This is a genomic window from Blautia sp. AF14-40, assembly GCF_003479665.1.
GTDB lineage: Bacteria > Bacillota > Clostridia > Lachnospirales > Lachnospiraceae > Fusicatenibacter > Fusicatenibacter saccharivorans.
In genome coordinates, this window is sequence record NZ_QUHK01000007.1 from 35,135 (window position 1) to 54,745 (window position 19,611).

19 protein-coding genes and 3 tRNA genes are annotated in these 19,611 nt (G+C 45.7%); 19 read left to right on the forward strand and 3 right to left on the reverse strand.

Translation table 11 applies throughout. The annotated features are described in order from the left end of the window. The first annotated feature begins 101 nt into the window (after positions 1-101). The 19 genes from DWW13_RS07195 (at position 102) to DWW13_RS07270 (ending at position 16,172) form a co-directional block, all read left to right on the forward strand. A complete protein-coding gene (locus DWW13_RS07195; RefSeq protein WP_147398239.1) occupies positions 102-785 on the forward strand; it encodes a hypothetical protein in 684 nt (227 codons plus the stop codon). A gap of 96 nt (positions 786-881) precedes the next feature. After that, positions 882-1,328, forward strand: a complete 447-nt coding sequence (locus tag DWW13_RS07200) for a hypothetical protein (RefSeq protein WP_055228067.1) — start codon at positions 882-884, stop codon at positions 1,326-1,328. A 141-nt stretch (positions 1,329-1,469) separates the two neighbouring features. Further along, complete coding sequence (locus tag DWW13_RS07205) at positions 1,470-2,045, forward strand: hypothetical protein (protein ID WP_055228066.1); 576 nt, start codon at positions 1,470-1,472, stop codon at positions 2,043-2,045. Positions 2,046-2,105: 60 nt separating this feature from the next. After that, on the forward strand, positions 2,106-2,303 hold the full coding sequence (locus DWW13_RS07210) for a hypothetical protein (protein WP_055228065.1): 198 nt from the start codon (positions 2,106-2,108) through the stop codon (positions 2,301-2,303). Between the two features lie 22 nt (positions 2,304-2,325). Next, positions 2,326-2,769, forward strand: a complete 444-nt coding sequence (locus tag DWW13_RS07215) for a DUF4253 domain-containing protein (protein WP_158579759.1) — start codon at positions 2,326-2,328, stop codon at positions 2,767-2,769. A 32-nt stretch (positions 2,770-2,801) separates the two neighbouring features. Continuing rightward, positions 2,802-3,629, forward strand: coding sequence for a hypothetical protein (locus tag DWW13_RS07220; protein ID WP_147398111.1), 828 nt, complete (start codon positions 2,802-2,804; stop codon positions 3,627-3,629). 374 nt (positions 3,630-4,003) lie between these two features. Next, positions 4,004-4,108: transfer RNA gene (locus DWW13_RS18800), tRNA-OTHER, on the forward strand. Positions 4,109-4,162: 54 nt separating this feature from the next. After that, positions 4,163-4,753 (forward strand): GNAT family N-acetyltransferase, encoded by a 591-nt coding sequence (locus DWW13_RS07225; protein WP_055228064.1) that lies wholly within the window; start codon positions 4,163-4,165, stop codon positions 4,751-4,753. After that, entirely contained in the window at positions 4,743-5,309 is a 567-nt protein-coding gene (locus DWW13_RS07230; protein ID WP_117509817.1) for a hypothetical protein, read from the forward strand. Before DWW13_RS07225 ends, DWW13_RS07230 begins: the two co-directional genes overlap by 11 nt. A 49-nt stretch (positions 5,310-5,358) precedes the next feature. Further along, on the forward strand, positions 5,359-6,669 hold the full coding sequence (locus DWW13_RS07235) for a hypothetical protein (RefSeq protein WP_055228062.1): 1,311 nt from the start codon (positions 5,359-5,361) through the stop codon (positions 6,667-6,669). Positions 6,670-6,683: 14 nt separating this feature from the next. After that, positions 6,684-7,508, forward strand: a complete 825-nt coding sequence (locus DWW13_RS07240; RefSeq protein WP_055228061.1) for a hypothetical protein — start codon at positions 6,684-6,686, stop codon at positions 7,506-7,508. Continuing rightward, complete coding sequence (locus DWW13_RS07245; RefSeq protein WP_055228060.1) at positions 7,505-7,996, forward strand: DnaB-like helicase C-terminal domain-containing protein; 492 nt, start codon at positions 7,505-7,507, stop codon at positions 7,994-7,996. Before DWW13_RS07240 ends, DWW13_RS07245 begins: the two co-directional genes overlap by 4 nt. A gap of 103 nt (positions 7,997-8,099) precedes the next feature. Further along, on the forward strand, positions 8,100-10,157 hold the full coding sequence (locus DWW13_RS07250; protein WP_117509819.1) for an AAA family ATPase: 2,058 nt from the start codon (positions 8,100-8,102) through the stop codon (positions 10,155-10,157). A 207-nt stretch (positions 10,158-10,364) separates the two neighbouring features. After that, on the forward strand, positions 10,365-10,991 hold the full coding sequence (locus DWW13_RS07255; RefSeq protein ID WP_117509820.1) for an HD domain-containing protein: 627 nt from the start codon (positions 10,365-10,367) through the stop codon (positions 10,989-10,991). A gap of 345 nt (positions 10,992-11,336) precedes the next feature. Further along, a tRNA-Phe gene (locus DWW13_RS18805) sits at positions 11,337-11,459 on the forward strand. A 212-nt stretch (positions 11,460-11,671) separates the two neighbouring features. Further along, complete coding sequence (locus tag DWW13_RS07260) at positions 11,672-13,132, forward strand: DUF2828 family protein (protein WP_055266323.1); 1,461 nt, start codon at positions 11,672-11,674, stop codon at positions 13,130-13,132. A 449-nt stretch (positions 13,133-13,581) separates the two neighbouring features. Continuing rightward, a complete protein-coding gene (locus DWW13_RS07265) occupies positions 13,582-14,271 on the forward strand; it encodes a hypothetical protein (RefSeq protein WP_055266282.1) in 690 nt (229 codons plus the stop codon). A 275-nt stretch (positions 14,272-14,546) separates the two neighbouring features. Then, positions 14,547-14,665: transfer RNA gene (locus DWW13_RS18810), tRNA-Phe, on the forward strand. Between the two features lie 37 nt (positions 14,666-14,702). After that, positions 14,703-16,172 carry a DUF2828 family protein gene (locus DWW13_RS07270; RefSeq protein WP_118719718.1) on the forward strand — a complete coding sequence of 490 codons (1,470 nt, stop codon included), beginning with the start codon at positions 14,703-14,705 and terminating at the stop codon, positions 16,170-16,172. A gap of 120 nt (positions 16,173-16,292) precedes the next feature. Here the strand turns inward: DWW13_RS07270 and DWW13_RS07275 are convergent, their stop codons facing one another. The 3 genes from DWW13_RS07275 to DWW13_RS07285 all read right to left on the reverse strand — a co-directional run bounded on the left by DWW13_RS07275 (position 16,293) and on the right by DWW13_RS07285 (position 19,460). Continuing rightward, a complete protein-coding gene (locus tag DWW13_RS07275) occupies positions 16,293-17,480 on the reverse strand; it encodes a pyridoxal phosphate-dependent aminotransferase (RefSeq protein WP_055266286.1) in 1,188 nt (395 codons plus the stop codon). Positions 17,481-17,682: 202 nt separating this feature from the next. Beyond that, positions 17,683-18,339 carry a glycerol-3-phosphate acyltransferase gene (locus DWW13_RS07280; protein ID WP_226906326.1) on the reverse strand — a complete coding sequence of 219 codons (657 nt, stop codon included), beginning with the start codon at positions 18,337-18,339 and terminating at the stop codon, positions 17,683-17,685. Positions 18,340-18,344: 5 nt separating this feature from the next. Further along, positions 18,345-19,460, reverse strand: coding sequence for an MGDG synthase family glycosyltransferase (locus DWW13_RS07285; RefSeq protein WP_055266288.1), 1,116 nt, complete (start codon positions 19,458-19,460; stop codon positions 18,345-18,347). Positions 19,461-19,611 lie beyond the last annotated feature (151 nt).

Genomic DNA, 19,611 nt, shown 5'->3' on the forward strand with positions numbered 1-19,611 from the left:
GGAAAACTGCTTACCTTTTTGCTCACACTGTTCCTACCCTTTTTAGAAGGAACAAATATTGTATGATAAAATCGCGGATTAAAGAAAAAGGAGGAAGCGAAATGATGAAATTTGATAATGCAAAATATAGAACCGTACTCAATCTGATCAAGAAAACGGGCGAATTCAAGGGGAAAGCAGTACCCAGTAAGGCAAGGCTTCATGAGATGATTGGCGACGCACTTGGGATATCACATAATACGGTAAAGGACTGGGAAAGAGCAACATCAAATGGGCCAGATCCGAGAATTCCAGGCTTGCTGGAACAGCTGGAAGCATATCTGGAATTACCGGAGGGTGGACTGCGGGAAAGAACAGCTGAACCAATTAAACTGAATGAAGAGGAGAGAAAGATCATGAATACAACAACTGATTTTCAGAAACAGCAGATTATGGAGTGCTATGAAAGACTCAGAAAATTTGTCAGCGACATGGATATTGAGGATGAAAACGTATATTACGACATTCGCAATATGATCGAGGTGAAGAAAATTGCATTGCCGACAGCAGTATACAAGGCAATGATGAACTTCATGGATCAGGTCGTTGAACCATATGTATTTGAAGATACGACGGAGATCTTTTCCGAAGAGGAAGCAAAGCGCAATGAGAAAGGAATTGTGGAAATAAAGTCGGAGCAGGCATTTCAAAAGCTGATGGTTCGATTTATGGAGAAGCTGTCAGAACTGGATGCGAAGATCGAAACGTTTGCAGAGAGTGAGTTAAAGCCTTATCTCGAACGATAAGGCCGTGAAACAGGGCGGAGAGATATTGTCGATTTCGGTCGGGATATCTCTCCCACAACAAAGACAAGATCAGAAGAAAAAAGTTGGAGGGACAAAATGGGAAAACAAATTCAATTTACTAAGAAAGATGCTTATCATACCCCGGGCAAGGCAAAACGGGAGCGGATCAAAGTTACAACCATTCAAAAAGCCCATCTGCTGAAGAAATTCTCGAATGTCCTGCGGGATAACAAGGATGGTATCAGTTTCTGGTTCAATACAGAAAGATTCATGACAACGGCAAGAAGATATAATTTTGTAGCCTCCAGCATCCTGCGGGATATAGAATTATCAGAATATATTGAAGAGGATGAATCAGTGAGCCTCAAGACAATACGGAGATTGTTAAACTATTGTCAATACCCGGAGGAAGAGGAGCTTATGGTTGGAATTCAGGCGATCAAACATATTGGCAAGGCGTTATACGGGGATGAAGATGCCTTCCTGGAGGTCATTGACGAGGAAAGTCTGTGCTGCATGGCAGAGCAATATCTGGCAATGTAAGAGCCATAAATTTCAGAGTGCGGAAGTTCGGACAAAAGTCTGACACCAGAAGGACAGTGAGTCATGATAAGATACTGCACAGAACTTCAGTCTGTGCAGTATCTGAACCCACATGCAGTATCAGTACAGGAGGAAGAGCATATGAAAAAAGAGAGCATGGAAGTCGTAGGAAGAATTGTAAAACGCGAGAGGGAGCTATTTGGCATTCGTGTAATAAAAAAGGACAACACATCAAAAGTGCGTCAGATGTACCCGGAAGCATGGCACATGTTTTACTTGTTAGAGAATGAAAATAATCTGGTTCCGCCGCTGGAAATCCAAGGTACGATGGAGGTGCTGAAAAATGATCAGATCCGCCTGCTGTGGTTCATTCATCCCATCATGATCAATGAGTGGAATATGGAGAACTGCATTTTGTTTGCCAATGAAGTAAACAGAGAGCTTGGCAACGGCGGCCGTTTCTGGGTAGATACGGAGTATTTTGATTTTGCGTATGAAGAGCGTTTTGAAGAAGAAATGCTGCAGCTTAGTGGGATGAATGTATTAGAACGGCATATGTTCGAATGGCCGCTTGGACAGTTCCGGGATATTCACATTCCGCTTATGATGCTTCTGCAGGGAAAATGGGGAGCTGAAACAGCCATTCGGTTTATCAAAGAACTCAGAGAAAATGGTTTCGTCGAAAATGAAAAATACGATCTGTTTCCGGATGCGTGATTTGAGAGCTGTTTTGGAAATGCAGCGAAATAAATGAGTACAAAGAATGGAGAAAGAAAAATGGCTAAAAAAGTGGATTACAAAAAATATAACTGCGTATTAGAGATGAGCAAATGGATGGGAAGCACACCGAAAGCCTTTAAAGCGGCAATCCTGAAAGAGGCTGTGCGCCAGAATGCGAACAGCGGTGGGAAGGTGGAAAAGAAGGAAATAAGAGCATGCAGAGCCGAAAAGCATAAGAAAAGGACATGCAAATAAAAATATGGTGGAGGCGAAAGATATGACGACAATTATCTGTGAGATGGATTCTATGGAGTTGTGTGTCTGGAAGGAAAAGCATCTGCAAAGGGCATGCAGCGGAGATGAATGGATTTTCCGGGAGAAAGAAAAAGAACCGGAAGGCATCCGGGTGAATTTTGATGTGACGCATGCATATGAGATATTCAGCTGTCTGGGCAGGTATTGGGGCGATTTCAATTCTTGCCCGGACAGCGAAACCATGGGACGGGTGGCAAAAAGATGGGAAGAAAAATATGGATTAAAGCTGGTGGAGCTTTCGCATGATACGCTGACCTTTCAAAGTGATCGTCGGATTTCGAAAAAGGAGGCGGTCGAGATTACAGAAGAAACGGTGGAGCTTTGTGCAGAAGTTGTAAACGGAAAAGAAAATCAGCAGATCGAGACAATCAGCAGAACAGGGAGGATTACATTATGGTGGGATTAGTGCATAGCTTAAAAAATAAAAAAGAGGTTTTTATGAATGTAAATGATCTGGCAAAACAAGTTTCTTCAATCATCACACCGCAAACCGACAATTTTTACCGCGATATCCGCATCTATGGTCATTTCTTCCACAATACAAACGACACGATGTGGTGGGGCGATGTAGGAATGAAATTTCTGACGCGCGCTCCGTTTGATGTCCGGTGGCTGCGAGAGGAAAGATTAGACGATCCATATGGCGGATTTCTGTATGACGCCACGGTAGAAGATAAAGCCCTTATTATGTTTAAACATAAATACAACCAGGAAAAATATGATAAACCTGGGGCTGATTTTTCATCCTGTTCCTACGAATTTTTCTATTCCAATCATCCGTTTTTGCGAACCGGATTGTGGAGTGGAACCATGCGTCCACGCTATGCGTATGTTGTCGATTTGAAAAACAAAAGCTTCAAACTGGCATCCCAATGGAAAACAAAGGTACCGCCTTACGACACGAAAGAGAAGTACGAACGCACGGAGCTGAATGAAATTTACAACACGCTGCAAAAGGAACTGGATGGAATCGCAGATCAGGTGCAGGCAGAATATCTTGAGATGCAGCGGAAAGCAGCCAGAGCAGCGTATGTGAGGGCATGTTTTGATCCGGTTAACGGACGTGAGGATAAAGAAGCCTTAGAAGAATATTATCGTGCCGAGCAGGAATTTGTGAAAGCTTTGTATACCTTGGCGGAAGCTGTCCTGAAAAGAAAGGAATGCACAGTGATTTATGATTTTCTGTCGGAATCCGGTACACTGACCAATAATAGAATTTCTATGCTGGCATTTCTTGCGGCAATTGAGAAAACAAGAATCTGGTAATGGACAGAAACTTCCCGATGTAAAAGAAAGGCAACAGAAGAAGTGGCCAAAAGAGTGTCCACATGCAGGAACGGTTCCATGATAAGATAAGGCATACCCGGAAAGTAAACCACAAGTTCAATGCAAATGCCGGAGAGAAGTGGAATAATAGGAGTACATCAGAACACCGGCGGATGCATCAGAATACCGAACAGATCAGGAGGAACAACTCGATATGACGTTGAACGAACTTTTCGCAATTCAGGAAGCAGACGTAACAAAAGAATTCCTGTTGAAAGCCGGCTGGAGTGAGATCGCAGAAGAACCGGCGGAGCAGGCTGGTTCCTGACGGAGTGGAATCACATAAGGAATACAAAAGTTAAAAGAGAAATATGAGTGAGGTAGCTCAGCCATGGTAGAGCAGAGAAACCAAGCCGATCATGGGTGTGGTCGGTACAGCAAAAGATCTATTGTCGCTGGTTCGATTCCAGCCCTCACTCCTGAAACATGAAAACTCACAGTCAACGTACAAAAGAATGGAGACGAGATCACAAATGAACACAGGATCTGCAATCGAAACTGAAAGATTATTCCTTCTCCCAAGCCGGACGGACAGAGACTCCGAGGCATTTTTACAAATGCTGCGGGATGATGGCGACTTCTACATATTCTGCGGAGTCAGCCCATCCGAAAAACATGTGATGGGGTTTGCCAACTACTTTGAGAGAACCGATCATGAGCTTTGCACCTATTCCATTTTTCCCAAACAGCAGAAAGACAAGTTTATTGGTTACGTAGGCGTACATAGAGAAATGGAAGACGAATACGAAATTGAATTTTATATCGCCAGAGAATACCGAAGAAACGGCTACTGTGAAGAAGCCAGCCGAGAGCTGATTAATCAGCTCTTTGGTGATGGGGTTTCTGCAAACGGAAAGAATCTTTTCATCGATAAGCTGTATGTGACAACCCAGACAGAAAATGAACCAACGATCAGCCTGCTGCGGAAGCTGGGGTTCAGAGAAGTAGAGGACGGCCCGGTCATGGTTGTGCTGGGTAACATTTTCGAAAAAGAAGATAATTTTTTCGCACACGAAGTAGTAAAACTGGTACTGACAAAGGAGGAGTTTTCTGATGGCAATTAAATTTGAAGAACTGAGAAAATATGTTGCACGCAATGTCCGCTTATCCATCTGTTTTGAGGATGGTTATTACCACGATTATCTGATGATGTCAGACATTCCGGAACAGAAATATGCCGGCTTTTACATCTATGGAGTCGGAATGGTGGATGTGGAATTTTCCAGAGATGTCTATACGGCTTTGCCGGAACCGGAAGGAGAATGTTGGTGCAGTAAAGATGATACAATGAATCCGGCGATGGAACTTATGATTTCGGAAGAACCGCGGGATATCAAACGGAGTGTGGAACAGAAGCTTTTGTTCCGGGATCTAAAACCGTATCTGCAGATCGGCAGACATTTTTCTATCGTAAATCGAAATGACTGGTCATCTGAATACTATGAATATCGGAGTGAGATACCGGAGAAATACGATGATATGTATGTGTACGGCATCGGAATGGAAGAGTGTCCACATGTTGAGAAAATGTGGATGGATGTTCAGTATGAAACGGTTCACAGAAAGCAGATGGTGATTGTGCTTTCCAATCAGCCGAGAGAAGATCTGAGAACAGAATAAAAGAGAACTTTTTATGCAACGGAAAAAGGAAAGGAAGAGAGCCAGAGATATGGATAGAGATCACACGTTTGATTTACCAGATTTAACAGAAGACTTCTGGAAAACCGTTGTGTTTGCACAGGAGGATCCCCCTTCTGGAATGGGCGGCCCGGGATGTGTATGTCTGCTCAGCAAAGAGGGAAAAGAGTATATTTTCGGATTTGAAGAGACACCATTTTACAAAAGTACCGAGCTTTTCCCGATCTTTGAGACGACCGATGAAAGAATTGGTTATCGTCATAAATATAAAGCAGAAGATCACGGCTGGAAATATCTGGAGAAAGAAAATGCACTGATCCGGGAAGACATTCTGGATGAGTACAGCAAAGCGGCTGCGGAGGCGAAACGGGAAAAGGAAAATTTCTGGCATTTTTATGCCATCGATCTGGCCGGCCGGGCAATTGGCGTGGAGCATCTGGAACGATATGATTACATCGGAAGCGTTCTGTACAGGGAAAGAATGGATCGGGAAATGGCGGAACGCCGGAAAAAACGCGAGAAGGAGAAACTGACGGAGAACGAATTTAACTGGAAGCCGATGCATGTGAACAATATTCCGGATAATTCTGAGATGGGCGTTTACGCACTGTTGATGAGAAGGAATGACGGAAAAATCAAGGGTGTAAAATACTCGATTCTGTATCAGTACGAGGAGCACAGCCCGATGCTGATATACAGTGATGCAAAGGTGGAAGCCTATATTCTTTTCTACGCGGATTACGATGATATCATCGGTCCGTGGGATTATCATTCTGTCAGCAGACAGGAATGTGCAGAGCTTTACGGAAAAGAAAATCATTTTCCGCCGGAATTGGCATATTATGACTGGATTACGTTTTCAGATGGTGATATTCATAACTTCGGCAGATTTCTCCGCACATTCCAAAGTCTGGAAGAAGCTAAAGCATATGCGATGTATTATGCGAATGTGAACAGCGGCGGAATCAACAAGAAAACAATTCTGAAACAGGAGGAGGAATCCAGAATCGAAGATCATGTGAACCGTATTGCACATTACGAAGCATATCAGATGTATCGAAAATATTATAAAGAAATTCTGGATGCTATCAGCGAAGAAAACTGTTTCCCGGATTCCTGCAGCGGAGGCGGTGTATATCTGCGGGAGGCAATTTTAAAGAAAGTGCCGGAGATCACAGAAGAACAGCTCAGGATGATCTGGAGAGAACTTCCATTTGTGATTGAGAAGAGAACGCAGGACTGGATTGAACGGGAAAAGCAGTTCAGTGAAAATTATATCCGAAAGGCCAAAAAGCGGAAACCCGGGAAAACGAAAAGAACCGCAGATCAGATCGGGAAATAAAGGAGAGGTGCAATATGGGTATTTTAGAATTTCTGGAATGTTTTGATCCACTGACGGAAATCTGCGTTGAAGATGCCACGGAAGTCGTGTTTGAAGGAAGGGCAGAAGATTTTCCTGAAGAAAAGGATAAGGCCTATATCATCGTTCCGTCTCGCACAAACAACAGAGATGGCGTGATTAGGCTGTTTGTTTCGAAACAGGAATATTTGGAGAAAAAGTGCGGGCAAAATAAAATATATGTACTGGATGCACTTTTGGCTATTCTGTATTCTGTTATGAGAAAAAATTCTGAAGCAAAACAGGTATTTCTTACCATGGTGGAAAAAGCGGAGGACTATAATGAAATACTGCAGAAGTGGGAAAAAGCTCCTGAGAAAGAAAAAGAGCCGCTTGAACGGGAAAAACAGGGGAGATGGAAAGCTTTTCTGGAGGAAAAAGAGCATCTTCTTCGGGAAATGAAACAAATAGAACCACTTTGGGATATTTCGGGTCAGTGGATCGGATACAGCCAGGAAGAGCTGGAGTATTTTGCAGAGTATCTGGTAAGAAGAAAGAACATGCTTCTGGAAAGAAAACACACGCTGGAAGCACAAAGCTGGGCACAATGCCATGAAGATGAACTTTGCCAGATCATGAAAGCGGACTACCCAAATGAGGGGATTGCAGCGTTGGCACTGGAAAAGCAGTATGGACTGGATGAACAGCAGGCCAGAATGATTTTCGATTTGAGATTTCGATTCATGTTTGGAACAGCCAGAGATCTGGTAGAACGAGACAATATGGTAATTGGACGTATGCTTGAAATTTTTCTGAAAGATGAGGGAGGGGCAGAAGGATGATTTTCCTGGCGGGATCTGCGGCGAGCGGAAAAACGAAAAAAGCGGTTGCATATGGCTGGAAAGAGCGAAAAACCAGCGAGGATGGAGTTCTCCTTTTTTCACTGCAGCATGAAAAGAAGGAGATGTGGAAGATTCTGCAGAGCATGTACGGGCAGGAGGAGCTTTCCAAGATAGAAATTGATGATACACCAGCGATGATGGTGGAGAGAATGGCAGAAATCATAGCGCAGAAAGCAGAGAATGGAGCAATTTCTGTTTTTGTGATTGATGAAGTGCCGATGATGACAAGCAGAAAAAATTTTGCCGACAGAAAAGAAGAGCTGCGGTATATGATTGGCTTGCTGGGAAACTGCGAGAAAAAAGAACATGTTGTGATTGTAGCCGTTATTCCAGTGTCGAAATACTGTACAGAAATGCAGAAGAAAAAAGAAGTAAGTACCTGTTATGGAGAAATAGAAAAACCAGAAAATTGTCTGGTTTTCGTATAGACAAGAACCTGTCCACATATGGGATACGGCAGGTGGTAAGATAGCAGGTAGAAAGAGACAACAGAAGGATTACCAGTAAAAGCTCCAAGGGAGGTAGCAGCGAATGATTCTTTACAAATACACAGCAGACTGTTCAAAACTGAATCTGGAACAGGAGGATTCAACGAAGGAAGGATATGAGCGTCTCTATTCCAGACGGAGTGATGCTGCGGAATGGAACAGCAAGTTTTACACTGCCTACCGTACAGAAAAGAAGTTTTTCATTATGATCAGTGATATTCTGAATGGTCAGATGACGATTGTGGCTGCACTTGAGATGGAAGTGGTTCCCCGGGTATGTGTGGATTGTATTCAGAAGATACTGCCGGAAATTGAGTTGCTTGCGTATGAGGAGATCACAAATGATGCGTTTTGCAAAGAACTGGTTCGGGCAGAACGGAATAACTGGACGGAGTGTTACAGCGGGTCGCTGAAGGAAAAATTAAAACTTGCGATAGAACCAGAACATCACAGTTTTTTTGAACCTGTTGCGTATCAGGTAAGTGAACGGATTTATACCGCTCAAAATATGACCAGACAAAAGCAGGCGGAGCAGATGCAGGAAATTATGGCATCGGAAAGCTTCTATGACGAAATGGAGCGGATTTACGCCCCGGAAAATGAAAAACGTTTTGTTGGGCATCCGGTTCATTATCTGATCACAGCCGGTGACAAAGCGGCTGCGGATGATATGATAGATCTTCTGATTCCGGCACTGCTGGAGAATCAACGATTGCTGAGCGGCAGAGTTTACGATGTGCAGAAGATGACATACAAGGCAGAGCGGGAAGATAATTTTGACAATATTTTCTCCAGTGCTAGAGGCGGAACAGTGATTCTGAATCTGGAAGGTGAAAAGAGTACAGGAATGTATGCCACCGGCAATTATGATCTGGCGAAAACACTTGGGAAGAAACTGAATGAGTATGGAAATTCTACATTGTTTATCTTTGTGGACATTTCCGGAAGCCGCAGCGTATCGGATGAGACGATAGCGGAAATTCTTTCCAACGCGGATCTGATTCAGATTCAGGAAGGCCAGGGAGATCTGGAACGGGCGACGGGCTATTTGAAACGTCTGGCGGATAAGACAGAGTATCACGACTACACGATAGAAGAGCTGACGCGGTATCTTCCGAAAGAAAAGAAATTGTATTCTGTATCGGATATCTTTTCTGCCTACAACAGATGGTACGGAAGCGGATTAAAAACGCATATTTACAAGGCCTACAAACAAAAAGACCTCGTCAAAATTCAACTGAAAAAGAAGACAGACAAGCCGTATGTGGAGCTGCAGAAAATGGTAGGCCTGTCGGATGTAAAGAAAGTGACAGATGAGATTCTGGCGGCGGCCAAAATGCAGAAAATGCGGAAACAGATGGGTCTTCCGGGGGTTCAGTCATCCATGCATATGCTGTTTTCCGGAAATCCAGGGACAGCAAAGACAACCGTGGCGCGTCTGCTATCCCAGGTCTTGAAGGAAGAGGAAGTGCTGAAATATGGCCACATTGTAGAGTGCGGCAGACAGGATCTGGTCGGAAAATATGTCGGCTGGACGGCACAGATTGTTGAGAGTAAATTTCAGGCGGCGCGTGGCGGCATTCTGTTTATCGATGAGGCGTATTCTCTTGTAGAAGACAACCGCACGTATGGCGCCGAGGCGATCAATACCATTGTGCAGGAGATGGAGAATTACCGGGATGAGGTCATTGTCATTTTTGCAGGATATCCGGAGAAGATGCAGGAGTTTCTGGAGCAGAATGAAGGTCTTGCAAGCCGCATTGCCTTTCACCTGAATTTCCCGGATTACTCACCGGTAGAACTGACGCAGATTCTGGATCTGATGCTGGAAAAATCGGAATACCGGATGGACGAAAGAACAAGGGAAAAATGCTTTTCCATCTGCGCCGATGCATGCCGGGAAGAAAATTACGGCAATGGACGGTTTGTCAGAAACCTGCTGGACCACGCTATCATGCGCCAGGCAGACCGCCTCATTCGGGAACATCAGAATGGTACGCTGGAAAAAGAGGAGGCCTGTCTTCTGACGGCGGACGATTTCGAGATGATCGGCCTGAAAAAGAAACCGCAGAGCCGGCAGATCGGATTTTGTGCCGGGTGAACAGCATAAAAAATCAGCAAAAAAAATTAAACCAGCGGTTAAGTGCAGAAAACGAAAGCATGTGATACAGTATATACATGAAGATTGCGGGAGTGCAAAGCACGTAGCAATCTGGTATCAAAGGGGTCAAAAAACCTTTTGACCCCAACGTCTATATATAACAAAACACAGATATTCACAAAAAGACCAGAAAGGGGGAGTGAACACATGAAGTTAAGCGAGCTGTTGAATGTGTTGAAAACAGCAGAAACTGCGGAAGAGATGGATGTGAGACGAGAAGAAATCGCAGCGCTGATTCCGGCCGTACGAACCATGTTTGGCTATGATCAGAAGAACAGTGCACATCAGTATGACTTATGGATGCATTCCCTCCATGTGGTCTGCAATCTTCCGCGGAGGATGGAAAATGACATGGTCTATCTGGCGGCGCTGCTGCACGATATCGGAAAGCCGGAAGCGCAGTTCAGGGGAAAACGCGAGGGTGATCCGGACATGCATTACTACGGTCATCCCGAAAAAAGCATGGAAATCGTGCGCGACGTCGTGGTCCCGGAGCTGGACCGGCAGGGGTATGTGATTCCGTGTTTCGATGTACAGGAGCTCCTGTATTATGTGAAGTATCATGATGACCACGTCAGTGTGAAATTAAAGCACGTCAGACGCCATACGAAAATGGCCAGCTTTGCGATGTTTCAAAACCTGATGCTGCTACAGCTGGCAGATGCCAAAGCACATATCCAGATCCCTGTTATCGCCGAACGGGCAGAAATCTGCGGACGGCTTGCCGGGGAGGAAGGCAGACTTCTCTATCAGAAAATTCTGGATGGGGAGTAGGCTGATGAGCCGAAGCTGTAAAAAAACGCCCGTCAGCAAAGGCCGATGCAAAAATTTCCGTTGGGCAAAGCGCGCGGCAAATAAGAGGGTTCGACGGGCGAAAACACTGTGGGGAAAATCAAAAGCATTTCGAAAAATTTCTGAGACATGGGATATCTGCGACTGGAAATTTTACGGTGAGAGACCCTGAAATCCGAATCGGGAAGAAAAAAATCACTGGGGAAAATGCTATTACAGAAAATGATCTGGAAAAGATGCATGAAACCATGGATGAATTATGAATCAAGATCCCGAAAGGAAATCCTGAGCTGGGGACAGAAGACAGAAACACTAAAATAACAGAATAAGGCGGTAGTTTAACGGGCAAAACCTGTGCAGAAAAAAAGGGTTCATGTTTGTGGAACACACAGCAACTTTTTGAGGAGAATAGGGAGGCACAGAATGCAGGTTCAAGTCCTGCCCGCCTTACGCGAGTGAGGTAGCTTAAAAGAAAGAGCGCGAAAAAACGGTCATGTGCGTGACCGTAACGGCAAACTTTTTTCCAGTGGTAATGGCGAAGATGCCGGTTCAAATCCGGCCCTCACTCAGAAAAAAACAGAAGAGCAAACGAGAAAGAATGGAGTCCACAGATCCAGAAAAGGATGTATGGAGAAAACAGTGGAAGGAAAGGAGCGGCAGCGATGGATTTTGCAGAATGGATACGGGAGCAGGCGACAAAAACTTATACAGAAAATGGAGCAGCAGCACGGAACACAACCGGCGATGCGCGGCTGGATCTGTTTGCGACAATTGGATCCCTGCGCAGAGCGGATCCGGAAAGAATTGAGCTTCTGTTTGCGGAAGCATATCAGGCAGACCCGCTGTTCGCGTTGAAAATCCTGTTTTATGCGCGTGATATCCGGGAAGGTCTCGGCGAGAGACGTGTCTTTCGGATTCTACTACAGTATCTTGCCGAGTACCATCCGCAGGCAGTCATTGCCAACCTTGACCTGATTGGTGTTTTCGGCCGTTTTGACGACTGGTACTGCCTGATCGGAACTGGCGTTGAGGACGAGATGTGGAGTGCCATGAAGCAGCAGCTGGAAGCAGATCTGAAAAACTTCCAGGAGGGAAAAAGCGTTTCCCTGCTTGCTAAATGGATCAAAACGGCAGACTCTAAAAATACGGAGACGAGAAAACTCGGCATTCTGACGGCGCAGAAACTCGGCTATCCGGTTTACAACTTCAAAAGAATCGTCCGTTCCCTGCGGAAATATATCGGCGTGCTGGAAGTGAAAATGTCAGAAAGAAAGTGGGAGGAGATCGTTTACCCGGAGGTCTCCGGAAGAGCCATGATGATTTACAGGAACGCATTTCGAAAACATGATGAAAAGCGTTTTAACCAGTATCTGGCGAAGGCACTGGATGGAAAAGAAAAGATTCATGCGGAGACGCTGTACCCGTACGATCTCGTGGAAAAAGTTCTGTATGGACGTCAATGGAATCAGGTATTGGAGGCGCAGTGGAGGCAGCTGCCGGATTATGTGGCGCAGGAAACGAATGCAATTGTCATTGCAGATGTTTCCGGTTCCATGAGTGGAAGACCCTTGGCGACATCCATTGGTCTTGCTATTTACTTTGCAGAGCGGAACCGGGGCGCTTACCACAATCTTTTCATGACGTTCAGCCAGAAGCCGGAATTTGTTTCTCTGAGAGGGGAAACCCTGTTGCAGAAAATCAAATACGTCGAGCGTACGGAATGGGGGATGAATACTAATCTTCAGGCTGCATTTGAGCGGGTTCTGGAAACAGCGATGGATCACGATGTACCGCCGGAAGAAATGCCGAAAGCGCTGATCGTTGTATCTGACATGGAGATCGACAGATGCGGAGACCGCAATTGGATGTTTTATGATCATATGAAAGAAAAGTACGAGTATTGCGGCTACCAATTGCCGAATATTATTTTCTGGAATGTAGACAGTCGAAACGATATTTTCCATGCCGACAGTCGGAGAAAAGGTGTCCAGCTATACAGCGGCCAGTCGGTTACGACATTCCAGAATCTCCTGAACAATATTGACAGCACACCGGTCAAATCGATGGAAAAAGTGATTGAGAGCGAGCGGTACGCATGCGTCAGAACTGGAAATGCGGCATAAAAAGGACGGAGGAGGATCCGAAGAACCGAAAGATCCTCCTCCGCCCTTTTTTGCACATGAAACATTGAAAATAGAAAATCTTTCGTACTTGTTATCCTTTTTTTCGATATACACTCCGAGATCGTATCATTTGCAAGAAAAATTGGGATATGATGGATACGGCTGAGGGACTGGAAGGGAAAAAGGAGTTGAAAAAAATATTAACGATAGCTGCTATTTCGTTCAAGATATCTTGAATTATATCAAGATATCTTGATATAATCATAGAATAGAAGGAACAGTGTTATAAAGTCAACTTTAATAAAAAGAAAAATTCACAAAGCAAGCAGAAAAGATATGAAATACATAGAGGAAATGTTAAAGTTAGCAGTATGGATAGAAAGCTTTCAAAAGATGTAAAGCTGATATTGGAAAATAGAATGTAGAAGAATAAAGGAAAAGAGGACACTATGGCATCAAGCATGATTCACTTGGCAATTGTACAGGAGATGAGAAAGGAAGTCTCGTTTCGAGATATCAACCGCCTGTTTCTTGGGGTGATTCTGCCGGATGGGGCGGTGGCGGGAAATAGCCATTTAAAGAAGAAAATCTGCAAAAATACCAGATACACATACGATCTCGAATTTTTCCGCGACAGATACGGGAAATACATGGAGAAGGATGATTTATATCTCGGCTATTATCTTCATCTGATCCAGGATATGCTATATCGGAGATTTATGTATGGGGATCATGGCTGGAATTCGAGCGCTCCTGGAAATGTAAAAAAACTGCATCGGGACTACGAGATATTAAATGAATATATTTCGAAAAAATATGGCCTTTCCCAGGAAATGATCCAGGAGCTGGATCTTACAGAAGATCCATTGGCACAGCTTGCTGAATTCGATGTGAAAGGTCTTATAAAAGAAGTCCGTGGGGAATTCGTCCAGAGAAAAGAAGAGAAATTGTCCATCCTTACCAGACAAATGGCCGACGAGTACATCGTACGCGCGACGGAATTCTGCGTGGAAGAGCTAAAGGCACTGTCAAAAGGGAAATCAGGTCTGGACAGTACTGTGTGGAGCTGGGAAAAACCAGAAAACATATCACATCAAAAATTAAACCAGAAGTTAAATGCAAAAATCGAAAATATGTAATATAGTATATACAGAACAAAGCACGGACATTCACAAAAAGAACAGAGACGTGCAGAAAGCAGGAATGCAGCAGACACATTTATGAGTGCAGACCGCAGGCATACAATGTGGGATGTATGAAGCCATGGATGAATTATGAACCAAGATCCCTGAAGGAAATCCTGAGCTTTAGAGAGAAGGCAGAAAAATAGCATCTCCACCGATGATATAAAGCAAGTCAGAGTGGAACAGCATTTGATACACATCAGTATCCACAAAAAAATGTGGCTGAAAATAAGGCGGTAGTTTAACGGGCAAAACCTGTGCAGAAAAATGTTTCATGTTTGTGGAACGTACAGCAAATTTTTCGTAGAGGATAAGGCACAGAATGCAGGTTCAAGTCCTGCCCGCCTTACGCGAGTAAGATAGCTCAAAAGAAAGGAGCGGCAGCGATGAGTTTTGCAGAACAGATGCGGGAGCAGACAACAAAAACTTATACGGAAAACGGAGCAGCAGCACGGAACACAAGCGGCGATGCGCGACTGGATCTGTTTGCATCGATTGGATCCCTGCGCAGTGCGGATCCGGAAAGAATTGAGCTTCTGTTTGCGGAAGCGTACCGGGCAGACCCGCTGTTCGCGTTAAAGATCCTGTTTTATGTGCGTGATATCCGGGAAGGTCTCGGCGAGAGATGTGTCTTTCGGATTCTGCTGCAGTACCTTGCCAAATATCATCCGCAGGATGTCATTGCGAATCTCGATCTGATTGGCGTTTACGGCCGATTCGATGACTGGTACTGTCTGGTTGGAACCAGAGTCGAAAATGAGATGTGGAAAGCCATGAAGCAGCAGCTGGAAGCAGATCTGAAAAATTTCCGGGAGGGAAAAAGCGTTTCCCTGCTTGCCAAATGGATCAAGACGGCAGATTCGAAAAGGGAAGAGACGAGAAAGCTCGGCATTCTGACGGCGCAGAAGCTCGGCTATCCGATTTACAACTTCAAAAGAATCGTCCGTTCCCTGCGGAAATACATCGGCGTGCTGGAAGTAAAAATGTCAGAAGGAAAGTGGGAGGAGATCGTATACCCGGAGGTTTCCGGAAGAGCTATGATGATTTACCGGAACGCATTCCTGAGACATGACATGGAGCGTTTTGACCGGTATCTGATGAACGCACTGGAGGGAAAAGAAAAGATTCATGCGGAGACGCTGTATCCGTACGATCTTGTAGAAAAAATACTGTATTTCAATCCGTGGGACGAGATAATGGAAGCACAGTGGCGCCAGCTGCCGGACTATGTGGCGAAGGAAACGAATGCGATTGTCGTTGCAGATGTTTCCGGTTCTATGTGGATAAGACCCATGGCGACAGCGATTGGCCTTGCCATTTACTTTGCAGAGCGGAACCGGGGTGCTTACCACAATCTTTTTATGACATTCAGTGAGAAGTCAGAATTTGTTTCCCTGAAGGGGGAAACGCTGGAGCAGAAAGTCCAATGTGTTAAGAGTGTTGGCTGGGGAATGAATACGAATCTGCAGGCTGCATTTGAACACGTTCTGGAAACAGCACGGGATCACGATGTTCCGCCGGAGGAAATGCCGAAAGCACTGATCGTTGTCTCGGATATGGAGATTGATGCCTGCGTGGACGAGAACTGGATGTTTTATGATCATATGAAAGAAAAGTACGAGTACAGCGGCTATCGGCTGCCGAACGTTGTTTTCTGGAATGTGAACAGCCGACACGACCTTTTCCATGTCGACAGCAAAAGAAAAGGGGTTCAGCTGTACAGCGGAGAGTCGGTTACGACATTCCGGAATCTCCTGAGTAACATCGACACCACACCGGCGGAAGCGATGGAACAGATCATCGAAAGTGAGCGGTATGCGTGTGTCAGAACGGGGGATGCGGAAGAAAAGATGTAACGTTGTGAGTGGAAAACAGGATGCAGGGGAATAAAAGAAAAACGGACACTGTGTTTCAAAGATGAAGCAGTGTCCGTTTTTTATTATATGATATTCAAGAAAAGTTGATAGGTGAAAAAATCATGCAAAATACTCTTTCGCCAGTTTCTCAAACGCCGGCAGTGCCCGCTCAATCTGTGCGGTTGTCACGCAGTAAGCGATCCGCACAAATCCCGGTGCGCCGAAATCGTCGCCCGGAACGAGGAGCAGTTCGTATTTCTTTGCTTTTTCGCAGAAAGCGTATGCATCCGTTTCCGGAGATTTCATGAAAAGATAAAAAGCGCCGTCCGGGTGAACACAGGTAAAACCATAGGAACTCAATGAATCGTACAGCAGGTCGCGGTTCTTTTTATAAACAGACAGATCGGAAACCTGACCGGCACATTTGGCGATGACATGCTGAATCAGGCTCGGTGCGCAGACGAAACCGAGGGCGCGTCCGGCTCCGCAGACAGCGGCGTAAACGGTTCTGGCATTTTCTACTTCATCCGGTACAAGAACATAGCCGATACGTTCGCCCGGCAGAGACAGCGATTTACTGTAGGAGTAGCAGACCAGCGTGTTTTTATAATATTTGGTCAGATAAGGAACTTCCACGTCCCCATAGACGAGTTCGCGGTACGGTTCATCGGCAATCAGATAGATCGGATGGCCGTAGGCAGCGGATTTTTCTTCCAGAAAAGCAGCAAGCTGACGGATACTTTCCTCCGTATAAACAACACCGGACGGATTGTTCGGGGAGTTGACGAAGACACCTTTTGTGTGCTCATTGACAGAAGCGGCAAGCTGGTCAAAGTCGATCTGGAAGGTGTCCGGATTTGCCGGAGTCTCTGCCATTTTTGCACCGGCGGACTCAATGAAGACGCGGTATTCCGGAAAATATGGAGTGAAGACCACATATTCATCGCCCGGAAGGGTCAGTGCGCCAAGGACAATGCGGAGGGAAGCGGCAGCACCGCAGGTCATGTAAAAGTTATCGGCGCCAAAAGAAGTGCCAAAGCGTTCATTCAGGTTCGCTGCAATGGCAGCGCGGGTGTCGGCATCTCCCTGTGCGGAAGTGTAACCGAACAGATAGTAGTCATCCCGGGAATCAAGCAGTTCTTTGATTGTCTCATGAATGGAAGCCGGAGCCGGGACGTTTGGATTTCCGATGCTGAAATCGAAAACATTTTCCGCACCGATTTCGGCGGCACGTTTTTTACTGTATTCAAAGATTTCACGGATGACCGATTTTTTGGTACCAAGAGTTACCATTTTTTCTGAAAGCATATGAAATATCCTCCTGAAGTTATTCTGGCGGGTTTTCAGCAGATTTACAAGAGGTTCCCCTTCTGGTTCCCATGTGTTTGCGATGTATGCGCCATTTGGGTGTGCATGGACAGCCGAGGAGTCTTTTTGCATAAACGATATTTAAAAATGTTTTCCGAATTTTACAGGAAAAGATAAAAAATGCGGAAAATCCGGGAGAATGTTAATGTTTTTTCTGTTTGTCCCTTATTTTAGCAGACAGAGACTGAATTGTAAATGAAACATTTTCGGATTCATACCGTCGGAAGCTGAAAAAGTGGCGGTAGCAGACGACCAGTGACACGAGCAGACTTCCGAGCCGTACGGACGGCAGAAAGCGGGAAATCTGTGCGGCGGCAGCGAAGCCTGCAAAGGAAGCAATTGAGCGCAGATTGTGCGGCTGGATAATCAGAATCAGCGAAAAGGTAAGGTAAAACGCTGCCAGCAGAAGTGCCGGCCGCAGGTCCGGCAGGAGACCGAGCAGTACGCCGAACGAGACAGAGATTGCCTTTCCGCCTTTCGAGAGCTGCAGAAACGGCCACGCATGACCCGCCACCGGGGCGAGCAGAATCAAAGCAAAAAGCCACGAACCCATCGAAACAGCAGAGCTGTGTACTGCCAGAAACACTGGCAGAAAGCCCTTCCCAATATCGCACAGAACGCAGAACAGTCCGACGCGCGGTCCAGCCGCGGAAAATGCGTTGAATGCGCCGGGATTCTGGTCCTCATTCGTGGTTCGGACATCCACATGGCAGAAGTGCTTTGGAATCAGATACGAGTACAGCACACTGCCGGAGAGATAGCCGAATAAAAGATAAAACAGATAAATCGTCATCCTCATAAGTATTACTCCGAAACTAATTTTTCTAACAGATGCGTAATCGCCGTTCCTGCCTGCGGATGGCTGTTTTCCCGCTGTGCATCGCGCATCGCAATCTGACGCGCATCATCCTTTGCAAGCGAAATACCGGCATCTGCCAGTTCTTTCTGATGCGTGCCGGTCACGGACATTCCACGGGAGACAAAGAAGGCGCGGTTTTTCGTCTCACACCCGGGAATCGGATCGGTATGGATCAGCGGAACGCGCCGCACAATCGCCTCCGTACTGCTTAAGCCCCCGGGTTTTGTAAAAAGAACATCAGCGGCAGCCATATATTCCGCGACATGACGCGTAAAGCCGACGACGTGGACATTTGAATTTTTATGGAACTGCAGCCGGAGAGAACGCGCCCGTTTCTTGTTATTTCCACAGATAATCACAACCTGTTCGCCGCTTTTCAGGCGGGAAACGAGCTCATGCGCGAGCAAATGCACCTTGCCGAATCCCATACTGCCGCTCATGACGAGAAACAGTGGAGCATCTTCGGGAAGACCGAGATGGCGGCGCACATCTTCTTTCGACGCCGGGCGCGAAAATGCGGGCCGGACCGGAATGCCAAGCGGAAGCAGCTTTTCTTTCGGGATGCCGTATGATGCAAATTCCGGGATCAGGTCTTTGTGCGGAATGACATAATCATCGCAGTTTGTCTCCTCCCAGAACGGAATGCAGGCGTAATCTGTAGCGATGGCGACACATGGAATGGTCAGCAGCCCTTTCTGTTTCATCCAGGTCAGTGTCTCCGCCGGATAAAGGTGCGTTGTGACGACACCATCAAAATGATTTTGAACGATATAATCGGCGAGTGCATTTCCAAGCCGCGCATTCGCATAATAAACCGGTGATTTCCCCGGGACACGGCGTACCAGCTCTCCGAGCTGATAGGCAGCGCCGAATCCGGCCGGAAAAACGGAGACGAGTTTTACATAAGCTCCGCCGACCAGCGCGGACGTATGTTTTCGCCCGAGCCGCATCAGGTCCAGCACTTCAGCTTCGTGGTGATGAAATTCCAGACTCTCTTTTAAGGCGAAGGCCGCCGCATTGTGGCCGCCTCCGGTATTGCAGGATAAAATCAGTACCTTCATAAGAAAAACTCCATTCTTTTGTTGTATCTCCGCAAGAAACAGGATCACGGAATTTCGATGGTTTGCTTTTAGACACACTCTAGTATAGAACGCTGTTATTTTTGGGGCAATCCACAAAAGGAGAAAAGTGTCTGATATAAAAGGAAAGTGA